Annotated in this window: 13 protein-coding genes; all 13 read left to right on the top strand. The window is 30.5% G+C overall.

What is annotated here, in order from left to right; all coding sequences use genetic code 11:
- The first annotated feature begins 6 nt into the window (after positions 1–6).
- The 13 genes from ACMHJW_RS06120 (at position 7) to ACMHJW_RS06060 (ending at position 12,563) form a co-directional block, all read left to right on the top strand.
- Positions 7–393, top strand: a complete 387-nt coding sequence (locus ACMHJW_RS06120) for a RidA family protein (RefSeq protein WP_413532526.1) — start codon at positions 7–9, stop codon at positions 391–393.
- 9 nt (positions 394–402) lie between these two features.
- On the top strand, positions 403–879 hold the full coding sequence (locus ACMHJW_RS06115) for a hypothetical protein (protein ID WP_413532525.1): 477 nt from the start codon (positions 403–405) through the stop codon (positions 877–879).
- 9 nt (positions 880–888) lie between these two features.
- Positions 889–1,962 carry a 4-hydroxythreonine-4-phosphate dehydrogenase PdxA gene (pdxA, locus tag ACMHJW_RS06110; protein ID WP_413532524.1) on the top strand — a complete coding sequence of 358 codons (1,074 nt, stop codon included), beginning with the start codon at positions 889–891 and terminating at the stop codon, positions 1,960–1,962.
- Between the two features lie 72 nt (positions 1,963–2,034).
- Positions 2,035–2,604: a YceD family protein gene (locus ACMHJW_RS06105; RefSeq protein ID WP_413532523.1), complete on the top strand. Its 570-nt coding sequence runs from the start codon at positions 2,035–2,037 to the stop codon at positions 2,602–2,604.
- Positions 2,605–2,660: 56 nt separating this feature from the next.
- Complete coding sequence (rpmF, locus tag ACMHJW_RS06100; RefSeq protein ID WP_019975824.1) at positions 2,661–2,858, top strand: 50S ribosomal protein L32; 198 nt, start codon at positions 2,661–2,663, stop codon at positions 2,856–2,858.
- A gap of 125 nt (positions 2,859–2,983) precedes the next feature.
- Complete coding sequence (gene accB, locus ACMHJW_RS06095; protein WP_413532522.1) at positions 2,984–3,466, top strand: acetyl-CoA carboxylase biotin carboxyl carrier protein; 483 nt, start codon at positions 2,984–2,986, stop codon at positions 3,464–3,466.
- Positions 3,467–3,489: 23 nt separating this feature from the next.
- Entirely contained in the window at positions 3,490–4,854 is a 1,365-nt protein-coding gene (gene accC, locus ACMHJW_RS06090) for an acetyl-CoA carboxylase biotin carboxylase subunit (protein ID WP_413532521.1), read from the top strand.
- Positions 4,855–5,136: 282 nt separating this feature from the next.
- Complete coding sequence (tig, locus tag ACMHJW_RS06085; RefSeq protein WP_413532520.1) at positions 5,137–6,456, top strand: trigger factor; 1,320 nt, start codon at positions 5,137–5,139, stop codon at positions 6,454–6,456.
- A 50-nt stretch (positions 6,457–6,506) separates the two neighbouring features.
- A complete protein-coding gene (gene clpP / locus ACMHJW_RS06080) occupies positions 6,507–7,172 on the top strand; it encodes an ATP-dependent Clp endopeptidase proteolytic subunit ClpP (protein WP_413532519.1) in 666 nt (221 codons plus the stop codon).
- A gap of 437 nt (positions 7,173–7,609) precedes the next feature.
- Positions 7,610–8,758: an ATP-dependent Clp protease ATP-binding subunit ClpX gene (gene clpX / locus ACMHJW_RS06075; RefSeq protein WP_413532518.1), complete on the top strand. Its 1,149-nt coding sequence runs from the start codon at positions 7,610–7,612 to the stop codon at positions 8,756–8,758.
- A gap of 91 nt (positions 8,759–8,849) precedes the next feature.
- Positions 8,850–10,955: a hypothetical protein gene (locus ACMHJW_RS06070; RefSeq protein WP_413532517.1), complete on the top strand. Its 2,106-nt coding sequence runs from the start codon at positions 8,850–8,852 to the stop codon at positions 10,953–10,955.
- 40 nt (positions 10,956–10,995) lie between these two features.
- Positions 10,996–11,211: a hypothetical protein gene (locus ACMHJW_RS06065; RefSeq protein WP_413532516.1), complete on the top strand. Its 216-nt coding sequence runs from the start codon at positions 10,996–10,998 to the stop codon at positions 11,209–11,211.
- A gap of 56 nt (positions 11,212–11,267) precedes the next feature.
- Positions 11,268–12,563, top strand: a complete 1,296-nt coding sequence (locus ACMHJW_RS06060) for a TlpA family protein disulfide reductase (RefSeq protein ID WP_413532515.1) — start codon at positions 11,268–11,270, stop codon at positions 12,561–12,563.
- The last annotated feature ends 16 nt before the right edge of the window (positions 12,564–12,579 follow it).

Below are 12,579 nucleotides of genomic sequence, written 5' to 3'. Positions count from 1 at the left end.
ATTAAAATGAAAAAACAAATCATTCATACAGAAAAAGCTCCGCAAGCTATCGGACCTTATTCACAAGGAGTAAAATACAACGGATTTCTTTATACATCTGGACAAATTCCTTTCAATGTAGAAAAAAATGAATTAGTTACTACTGGTATTCAAGACGAAGTACACCAAGTAATGAAAAATATAATTGCAATTTTAGAAACTGGTGGAACAACAATTGATCAAGTTGTAAAAACAACAATTTTCGTAAAAGACTTGAACGATTTCAATGCTGTAAACGAAGTTTATGCTTCTTATTTTAATGACGAAAATTATCCTGCACGAGAATGTGTTGAAGTTGCACGTTTACCACGCGATGTAAATGTTGAAATTTCTGTAATCGCTATTGCAGATTAATAAAATATTATGCTAAAAGACAAAACTGTATTAAGAAATACAATTGCTGTTGTAGTAGGACTAATTGTTATCTACGCTATTATACAATTTGGTCTTCTATACAACGCAAATAGATTAGGTTGGGATGATAAAGTTTTCCCAGAATGGAGACACATTATCAAATACTTTTCTAATAAAGAAGGAAAAAAATACGAGGTTCAATTTTTTGGATCAATGCTAGCAATTAGTGGAATTGCGGCTTTAGTTGGTGGTGTTGTAACAGCACTTATTGTAAAAAGAGCAAAACAAGCATATACAATGTTTGTAGGTTTCATTGTCTTAATTATTGCATTAGGCGATGTTCTTATTACACCTGCTCATCCAACTTGGTACGAAATTGCAATCTGTCCAGTTTTATTCTTTTCATCATGGATTGGAGGTTTAATTGTAGATTTAATTTACAAGAAGTTTTTAAAAAAACATAAACCATCCAGCCAATCATATTAAACTAACATTATGTCTGAAAAAGATAGAAAAATTAGAGTTGCCATTTCAATTGGTGATTACAACGGAATCGGAATTGAGATCATCTTAAAAACCTTACAAGAAAAAGAAATAACAGAATTTTTTACACCTGTTATTTTTGGTTCTACCAAATTATTATCGTTTCAAAAAGATCGTTTAAAATTTGACCGAATCAATTTTCAAGGAATCCAAAATGCAGGTCAAATTGTAGATGGAAAAATCAATGTGGTTAATCTTTGGAAAGACCAAATTGATGTACATTATGGTAAAGTAACCAAAGAAGCTGGTGAACATGCTTACCAGTCTTTAAAAGCAGCTGCTCAATCTGTAACAGATGGTTTTACAGATGTCTTAGTAACTGCTCCAATCAACAAAGACAATATTCAGTCCGAAGAATTCCATTTCCCAGGACATACAGAATATTTAGGAGAAGTTTGGGGAGGCAATCCTTTGATGTTTTTAGTTTCTGAGAAATTACGAGTTGGCTTAGTTACACAACATATTCCGATTCGTGATGTTGCAAAAAACATTAATCCAAAATCTGTTTATACAAAAATTCAACAAATTCATAAAAGTTTGATTGAAGATTATGCAATCGAAAAACCAAAAATAGCAGTTCTTGGACTTAATCCTCACGCAGGAGATAATGGATTATTAGGATCGGAGGAAAAAGAAATTATTGCACCAGTTATCGAGCGTTGCATCAACGAAGATCAATTAGTTTTTGGACCATATTCGGCAGATAGTTTCTTCAACCCAAATAATCTAAACGTTTTTGATGCCGTTTTAGCAATGTATCATGACCAAGGTTTAGTCGCATTCAAAACTATCAGTTTCGACGAAGGTGTTAATTATACAGCTGGACTAAAATATGTACGAACTTCGCCAGATCATGGTGTTGCTTACGATATTGCAGGAAAAGGAATTGCAAACGAAGAATCTTTTAAAGAAGCTATTTTCGCTGCAATTGATTTGTATAGAAATCGAAACGAATATCAAGAGTTAACTAAAAATGTGTTAAAGCACATTCCTCTAAAATTAGAGAAAGGAGATAATAAAGAATAAAAAATTAAAATAAGTTGCAAAGAGCTATTAATTTTAAATAAATTAGATTATCTTTGCACACCTTTTTGTGGTATGGACAAGTTAAAAAATTATAATATTGTATTTACAAGCTTGCCTTTAGGTAAGAGTGATTTTACGTTCGAATTATCACAATCGTTCTTTGATTTATTTGAAATTGAGCAAGATTTTGAAAATCCTAATTTGATTGCAACAATCATTTTAGATAAAAAATCGACAATGCTTGAGCTAGAAATCAACTTGAAAGGACAGATTACAGTCCCTTGTGATTTGACTGGAGAATTGTTTCAGCAAGAAATTTCAAATAATGCAGAATTAATTGTTAAATTTGGCGACGAGTTTGACGATACTGATTTTGATATCTGGGTTATTCCAAGAGAAGAATACCAAATCAATGTTGCACAAGTTCTTTATGAATTAGCAATTTTATCAGTACCAACAAAACGAATTCATCCCGATGTTTTAAACGGTAAGAGCGATTCTGAAATGATAAAACTGTTAGATCAGTATAGCATTTACGAAATAGACGAAAACCTAGAAGACAAAGAAGATGATGACAACAATAACGATGATGATGATGACATCGATCCTCGTTGGGCAAAATTGAAAGATTTAAAACCATAATTGGTTTTTTTATATTAAAATAAATTATAGAAATAAAGAAAAAAAAGTAGTTAGATATGGCACATCCTAAGAGAAGACAGTCGTCAACAAGAAGAGATAAACGTAGAACACACTACAAAATCGAAGCTCCACAATTAGCAATTGATAAAACAACAGGTGAAGCACACTTATACCACAGAGCTCACTGGTCTGACGGAAAATTATACTACAAAGGTAAAGTAGTATTAGAGAAAGTACAAGAAGTTACTGAATAATATAATCTTACAAAGATTTTGAAGCTGTTTCTATAAAAGAAACAGCTTTTTTTATTTTTTTTTCAATACCTTTGAAATCGTTTTATAAAAAACAAACATAAAAGGTCAAATAAAAACCGCATTATATGGACATTAAAGACATTCAAAATTTAATTAGATTCGTATCAAAAGCAGAAGTTGCTGAAGTGAGCATCAAACAAGATGACATCGAGATCAAAATCAAAACTTTAGCTAGCGTACCTGCACAAGTTGCGTCTCAACAATTTTATGTACCTCAAGCTCCTGTAGCACAAGCTTCAGCGCCACAAACTTTAGCTGCTGAACCAGCAAATAACTCTACAACTCAATCAGAAGAAGAAATCAGTAATTTAATCACAGTAAAATCTCCTATGATTGGAACTTTTTACCGTTCTGCAGGTCCAGGTAAAGAACCTTTCATAAGTGTAGGTGATTCTATTGCTCCAGGAAAAGTATTATGTATTGTTGAAGCGATGAAATTATTCAATGAAATTGAATCAGAAGTTTCAGGAAAAATCGTTAAAATTTTAGTTGATGACGCTAGTCCTGTTGAGTACGATCAACCATTATTCTTAGTTGATCCAGCTTAATTTATTTTTTAGATTAGAAAACTATGTTTAAAAAGATATTAATCGCTAATAGAGGTGAAATTGCAATGCGTATTATACGTACTGCAAAAGAAATGGGAATCAAAACGGTTGCTGTTTACTCTACAGCAGATGAAACATCATTACATGTTCGTTTCGCAGACGAAGCGGTATGTATTGGTCCTGCTCCAAGTAAAGATTCATACCTAAAAATGGCTAACATCATCGCAGCAGCAGAAATTACTGATGCGGATGCTATTCACCCAGGTTATGGATTCTTATCTGAAAATTCAACTTTTTCTAAAATCTGTCAATCAAACGGAATTAAATTCATTGGTGCGCCAGCAGATAATATCGACCGTATGGGAGATAAAGCGAATGCTAAAGCCACAATGAAAGAAGCAGGTGTTCCTGTTGTTCCAGGATCAGACGGATTATTAGAAAGCTATGAACAAGCTTTAGAAGTTGCTCGCGAAATTAAATACCCTGTAATGATTAAAGCTACTGCCGGAGGTGGTGGTAAAGGTATGCGTGCTATCTGGAAAGAAGAAGATTTATTACATGCATGGGAATCTGCTCGTACAGAAGCTGCTGCAGCTTTCGGTAACGACGGAATGTACATGGAAAAATTAATCGAAGAGCCACGTCATATCGAGATACAAGTAGCAAGTGATCAAAACGGAAAAGCTTGTCACTTATCTGAACGCGATTGTTCTATTCAACGTCGTAATCAAAAGTTAGCTGAAGAAACACCTTCTCCAATTATGACTGATGAATTACGTCAACGTATGGGAGATGCTGCTGTTAAGGCTTGTGAATATATCGGTTACGAAGGTGTTGGTACTATTGAGTTCTTAGTGGATAAACACGGAGATTTCTACTTTATGGAGATGAACACTCGTATTCAAGTAGAACACCCAATTACAGAACAAGTAACAGGTTTTGATTTAGTTCGCGAACAAATCATGTTAGCTGCTGGTCATCCTATTTCAGGTAAAGATTATTTCCCACAAGGACATTCTATTGAATGTCGTATCAACGCAGAAGATCCATATAATGACTTCCGCCCTTCTCCAGGAAAAATTACAAATATTAATATCCCTGGTGGTAATGGTGTTCGTGTAGATACACACGTTTATGCTGGTTATACAATTCCACCAAACTACGATTCTATGATTGCTAAATTAATTGTTACTGCACAAACTCGTGAAGAAGCAATTAGCAAAATGAAACGTGCATTAGGAGAATTCTATATCGAAGGAATCAAAACAACAATCCCATTCCATTTACAGTTGATGGATCACCCAGATTTTATCGCAGGTAATTACACAACTAAATTTATGGAAGATTTTGTTTTTGACGAATCTTACGCAAATTATTCAGAATTATAAGAAATTAAATATTTCAACTATAAAAAATGCTAAAACATATGTTTTAGCATTTTTTATTATGTCATAATGTCATTCATAACCAAATGGCTTAATTGTTGAAAACAACAAACCCAAAAATAATACACAATCATTTTCATCATTAGATCTAAAATCAAATTCTCAACTATTTGAGAAGATTCTATTCTAATTGTTAATTTATAGTGAATGAATTGATTGTAATATTACTTTTTACTATTAAAAATCATTAATAATTTATACATTTGCACTCCAAATTTAAGGTAGATGAATATTACTAAAAATACAACAGACAAATTAAATGCAGTATTAACTGTTACTGTTGACAAGGCAGATTATCAAGAAAAAGTAGTTGACGTATTAAATCAATACAGAAAAACAGCTAACATCAAAGGTTTCCGTAAAGGACAAGTTCCTATGAGCTTCGTAAAAAAACAATACGAACAAGCTGTTATTTTTGATACAGTTAACGAACTTTTACAAAAAAGTGTATCTGAATATATCAACACTGAAAAATTATCAATTTTAGGAAATCCAGTTCCAGTTATCAAAGATATTGATTGGAATGCAGATCAATTATCATTTGATTTCGAATTAGGATTAGCTCCAGAATTTGATGTTGATTTATCTAAAGTTGAAGTTGAAAGCTACAAAGTAAAAGTTACGGACGAAGAAATTCAAAAATACGTAGACAACTTCGCTGCTCGTTTTGGATCATTAAAATCTTTAGCTGAAGCAGAAGCAGAAGCTGTATTGAAAGTAGAAGCTGCTGTAGAAGGACAAGAAGCTAAACCAACATTTATCCGTTTAGAAGAATTGAAAGATGCTTCTGCATTTATCGGGAAAAAAGTAGGTGATGTTGTAGAAGTAAATTCTAATGATATTTTTGACACAGCTGAAGAAGCTGCACAACAATTGAATACAGAAGTTTCTGAAGAAGGAACAAACGTTACATACACAATCAAAGAAATTAACAAAGCAGAAAAAGCAGAAGTTAATCAAGAATTATTTGATAAAGTTTATGGAGAAGGAGCTGTAGATTCAGAAGAAGCTTTCCGTAACAAAATCAAAGAAGAGTCAGAAAACATGTACAACAAAGAATCTGACAAACAAATTATCAATGATGTTGTATCAAAATTATTAGATACAGTTCAATTTGATTTACCAACAGAATTTTTAACTAAATGGTTAATCACTTCTAACGAAAATGTAACTTCTGAAGAGCAAGCTAAAGAAGAATTGGCTAAAATGGACAAAGGTTTACGTTACCAATTAATCGAAGCTAAAATTGCTGAAGCAAACAATGTAGAAGTAAATGCTGAAGAAGTAAAAGAAGCTGCTTTTGCTGCAATCAAAGATCAATTAAAAATGTACGGTCAAAATTCTATTCCAGAAGAAACATTACAACAAATTGCAATGTCTGCTTTACAAAATCAAGAAGAATACAACCGTTTATCATACCAAGTGTTTACAGACAAAATGTTAGACATTTTCAAAAACAATGTAAAATTGAATGAAAAAGAAGTAACATTTGACGAGTTTGTTGACATTATTACTGAAAAAAATAAAGAATTAGCAGAAGCTTAATCACTTCTAAAAAATTCTTTATACCTTTCATTTAAAATCTAAATTTAATAATGAAAAACGTAGGAGAAGAATTTAAAAAATATGCGTTGTTAGACAAAGGAATTAGCTCTTTACATATGGAGAGTTATATTCAAAATACAACGCCTTACATCGTTGAAGAAAGAAAATTGAACGTTGCACAAATGGACGTTTTCTCTCGATTAATGATGGATAGAATCATCTTTTTAGGAACAGGAATCGATGATCAAATTGCGAATATTATTCAAGCGCAATTATTGTTCTTAGAAAGTGTTGATGCTACAAAAGACATTCAAATTTATGTAAACTCGCCAGGTGGTGGTGTTTATGCTGGATTAGGGATTTACGATACTATGCAGTTAGTAAAACCAGACGTTGCAACAATTTGTACAGGAATGGCAGCTTCTATGGGAGCAGTTTTATTATGTGCAGGTGCAGAAGGAAAACGTTCAGCGCTTAAACATTCACGCGTAATGATTCACCAACCTTTAGGAGGTGCTCAAGGACAAGCAACTGATATGGAAATTACATTGAAGGAAATCTTGAAATTGAAAAAAGAATTATATGATATTCTTGCAACTCATTCAGGTCAAACTTTCGAACAAATTGAAAAAGATGGTGAACGAGATTACTGGATGACATCTCAAGAAGCAAAAGAATACGGAATGATTGACGAAGTTTTATTACCTCGTAAATAATTTCAAATTCAATAACAATAAAAAAGGATATTCATATGAATATCCTTTTTTGTTATTTAACTTCTCAAAAACCCTCTTTTTAAACAAATAAAAAAACTTAATCAATAAAAGATTACTTTCATTTTCTTGATGAAACTCTTCTTCTACTTATCTTTTTTCTAGAAAAAATAAAATTTAGATTAAATCTATTTTAGAAAAGATAATTTGAATCCATATTTTTATTTTTTTATGTTTATCAATTCTATCTTTCTGACATTCATTAAACTTTAATTTTATAAAATTTATAAACTACAAAACATTAGAATTAAAAATAACAATAAAGATAAAAAGCAGACAAAAAAGTCTTATTTAGTTTAAAGCCAAATATAGAAAATTAACAACCAAATATTTTCTATCTTAAAGAAAATAAGTACCTTTGCAACTTAATTTGAAAAAAATTGGAAGAAAATAAATGCTCTTTTTGCGGAAAAAGCAGAAACGAAGTAAATATTTTAGTGTCTGGAATCGACGGTAATATTTGTGATAATTGTATTGAACAAGCTCACGGTATTGTTTTAGAAGAATCTAAATTTAACGGAAGTAACGATTTAATAAAACCGTTAACGTTAAAATCACCAAAAGAAATTAAAGAATTTTTGGATGACTATGTTATTGGTCAAGATCAAGCTAAAAAAATATTATCTGTTGCAGTCTATAATCACTATAAAAGAATTTTATTAGATAAAGATAATGATGTTGAGATTGACAAATCTAACGTTATTTTAGTAGGAGAAACAGGAAGTGGGAAAACTTTATTAGCAAAAACAATTGCTAAATTATTAAATGTTCCATTTGCTATTGTAGATGCTACAGTTCTTACAGAAGCTGGATATGTGGGAGAAGATGTGGAAAGTATTTTAACTCGTCTTTTACAAGCAGCCGATTATAATGTTGAACTTGCCGAAAAGGGTATCGTTTTTGTTGATGAGATTGATAAAATTGCACGCAAGAGTGATAATCCTTCTATAACGAGAGATGTTTCGGGAGAAGGAGTTCAACAAGCTTTACTTAAAATTTTAGAAGGAACTGTTGTAAATGTTCCACCGAAAGGAGGACGTAAACATCCAGATCAGAAATTTATAGAAGTAAATACAAAAGACATTTTATTTGTTGCTGGTGGTGCTTTTTCTGGAATAGAAAAACATATTGCAGATCGTTTGAAAAAACATGTTATTGGTTTTAAGAACGAAGACCACAAAGAAATAGAAAATCTTTTAGACGAAGTAAATGCTCAAGATTTAAAAAACTTTGGAATCATTCCTGAATTAATTGGACGTTTACCAATTATTACTTATCTTAAAGCATTAGACAAAGAAGCAATGAGAGCTATTTTGACAGAACCAAAAAACTCTCTTATAAAACAATATACAAAGCTTTTTGAATTAGACGGAAAAGAGCTTGTAGTGACGGACGAAACCCTTAATAAAATTGTAGACCGTGCCAATGAACTAGGGTTAGGAGCTCGTGGATTAAGAGCAGTTACGGAAGAAATTTTTACTGATTTGATGTACAATATTAAAGATTTACCCGAAAAAGTTATAATATAATTAATTGTATAGTAACTTTTTAATAAAAGTTTTTATATTTGCAATGAAATTATTCTTTAATTTTAAAAACCTACCAAAATAACATAAATTTATGAAAAAGAATCTACTTACTTTATTCGTACTAGGTGCGATATATAGTGTAAATGCTCAAGATACATATATAAAAGATGCTGTTGTGGTTAAAGTAAACACAAATACTTTATTCTATAATGGAGGGAATGTTAATGTTGACACAGACTCAAAAAGTGCAACAACTGAGAAAATAATTAACGAAGGAAATATCCAAATAAAAGGAGGATTTAAAAATATTAATGAGACTGGAAAAAACTTTGTTAATAGATACGCTGTAGGAGAAGATAGCAAACATTACGGCCAGTTAATTATTGCTGATAATGCTACAACATCTGTTGATGGTAAAGTTGTAATGGAAAGAGTAAAGCCAGATCAATTACAAAATAACGAATATGTTATAGCATTACCTTTTAAAAATATTAAAGCAAAAGATGTAATCAATTCTTTGTCAAATGATATCTTTAAGGGAGATTGTGCTGTAAATGTTAATTGTAAAGATGAAAGATATGCTCAGTCTTTATTAGTATGGGACATCGCAGAAACAGAATATGATGCTGTTGATAATAATTATACAATAGAACCTTACAAAAGTTATTTATTAAATCTAAGACCAAATACCAATATTTATAATGCCTTAAATGCTTTAGGGAATGCATCTAAAATCGGTTTTTCAGGAGTACCAAGTAATGAAACTTACAATATTTCGAACATAAAATCTGGATGGGCTAAAGGCAAAGATTTTTCAGGAAAAAAATACGGTGCTTGGAAAAATGAGGTTAATAATTATAATCAAATATACGATACTTATTTAGGTAACCAAACAACTAAAAATGATGGTTTTTTAGATTATGGTAAAAATCTTCATCGATTTGGAAACCCGTATACATCTAATTTAGATTTATCAAATGTAAAAAAAGGTGAATCATGGATTACCTTCAACACAAAAGGAGGAACATTAAACCCTACTGAAGTTTATGACAATGCTATAAGATTTAAAGTTTTCAAAGTCTCAAATGGTTTCAAAATAACTTGGAATAGTGAAAATGGTAATACAAGTACTGGAGGTCCATCAACATTATTTAATGCTTATTTAAGCAAAAATACAACTAATAACACTTATTTTTGGACTGGTAGTTGGGAAGCTTTATTAGTAAAACCTTATGAAACTTTTTACATTTCATATCCAGGAGGTATGAATCCATCTGAAAGTATTTCAAATAATGAAATTGTTAGTGCAAACTTAAAATTAACTGATGCAAACAAAACATTTTCATACGATTTTAGTAATGTAACTAACAATGACGGGCTACCATCAGGTACTTTTGAGCGTTCAAGTTTTTCTACTCAAGTAAAACCTGAATTATTAAATAATGAAGAGTTAAAAGCTAAAGGCTTAGTTACAGATTTTGATTTTACTCAATTAGAATTATATTTAACTAAAGATAATACAATTCAAGGAAGTGCAGCATATTTATTAAATGCTAATTTCATGAAAACAGGCGCTACTACAAATGCAAATGTTGTAGATAATCCAGTATTTTTCTATGAAGAAGATACTAATGGAAATGTACTATCGAATGCACAAACTACTTCAAACTCTTTTAACAATGAAGATTATATTGGAAAACCATTAAGAGTTGGATTTAATAAATTAGAACAGGGAAAAACATATCGTCTAAATTTAAACTTATACGAATACTCTATTCTTAATAAAGTAAATAAATTAAATTTAGGAAAATATTATTTACTTGATAAAGTTACAGGTAAGTCTATTGAAATTGATGAGACAACTGAAATAAGTTTTACAGCTGATAATAAAGTAAATGATCGTTTTGAATTCTACTGGAATGAGCTTCCAAAAACATTAGGAACAAATGATTTAAGTAAATTAAACTCAACTTATTTATATAAATCTAATAATGATCAATTTGTAAAGTTTGAACAGACAAATACAACAGCTGATATTATAATTTATGATTTAACAGGTCGTCAATTATTTAACAAAACAAATATTTCGACAAGTACAGATTACAAATTAAATTTAACTAATGTGCCTAACGTATATGTTGTTAAAATTGTATACAAAGACGGTAAAACAGTTACTAAAAAAACCATTAACAAATAAAAACCTAACTATGAAAAAATATTTAAGACTAAGTTTTTTTATGCTGTTTCTTTTGTTTTCTACAAATTATGCATTAGCTGACGATTGTCCACCATGGGTAGATCCTAGTGAATGCGGCGGTGGTGGAGGAGAAGGACTTGGAGATGGTACTGGTAGAAAAACTCCTATTGATGATTATGCATCTATATTAGTAATTACAGCAGTAACAATTGCCGGAATAATTTCTTATAGACAAAGACAATTAATTAAAAAATAAATTCATAATTTTAAACCTCAATCTTTTGATTGAGGTTTTTTTATATCAAACAAACTATGAAAAATAAATTTATACTTCCTCTTGTTATTTTAGGAAGTTCAGTATTTGGACAATTTAATGTTTCTGGTCAAATAGAAAATTATGCAAACAAACCTGTTTTGGTTAAAATTTTCGAGAATTCAGAAATGAAATTAATCAATAATGCAATAACTGATAACAATGGTAATTTTTCTGTTAAAATTCCAAAAGCATACAATGGTTTTGTACGTATTGATTTACCAACTGGAGAGAATCTTTCGTTATTAACTGATAACAAAAATCTAAAATTCAAAACGGTAAGTGGACAAGAAATGTCTTCAAAACTTGAAATATTAGAAGGAAATACGCAAAAAGAATACAATAAAATTTTAGCCTTTCAGCCTTTAAATGAAATTCAAAATCAAGTTTTCCCTTATTTAATGCAAATCTATAAACCAACTGATGAGTTTTACACAGCAATGGTAAAAGAAGATAAACGTATTAATGAATTGAAACACAACGAAAATTTTTCATCATTAATTACTTATATTAATGAATTGAATGATTTAAAACAAAAAGCGCAAACAAATAAAGATCCGGAAACGTTAAACAATATTGTGAATCATCTTGTAAAAGATGACATACGATTAGAACAATCAGGAATGTTTAATGATTTAGTATTTGCTTACATAAATGGAAAATTAGCAACGGCAGGAAATCAAGACATAGAAGGAAATTTAATCGCTGCTACTGACGAAATTTTAGCTAAAACAGATCTTAAAACTACTAGAGGTCAAAACGTATTGACATCAATCCTGAACTTTGTTCCTGAAAAAGAATATGCAAATTTCCACAAGAAATATGTGAATGAAGTAAAAGGTTTAACTTCTAACGTTACAGAACAATTGAAAAAGAAAGTTGGACAAAGTAATTCTATGCAAGTAGGAAGTAAAGTGCAAAATATTACTTTTCCACAACCTGTAAATGGAAAAAAATCGTTGTACGACATCAAAGCGAATCAAAAATTGATTGTCTTTTGGGCTTCTTGGTGTCCAGCTTGTCAACAAGAAATTCCTCACATTAAAGAGTTTTACAAAAACTTTAAATCAAAAGGAGGAGAAATTGTTGCTATTTCTTTAGACTTCGATCAAACAGCTTTTAACAATGCTACAAAAGAATTACCTTGGTACAATTACACTGATCTTTTGAGATGGGATTCTCCAATTGCAGCTGAATACGCAATAGAGTCTACTCCTACTCTAATATTAGTGGATAAAGATAATAAGCTGATAAAAAGAATTAATCATATTTCTGAATTAGATTCAACGAAATAATAGAGAAAAAGCTACA

The sequence above is a fragment of the Empedobacter brevis genome, assembly GCF_965118635.1.
GTDB classification, from domain to species: Bacteria; Bacteroidota; Bacteroidia; order Flavobacteriales; family Weeksellaceae; genus Empedobacter; species Empedobacter brevis_A.
This window is presented reverse-complemented; position numbering and strand designations above follow the sequence as displayed.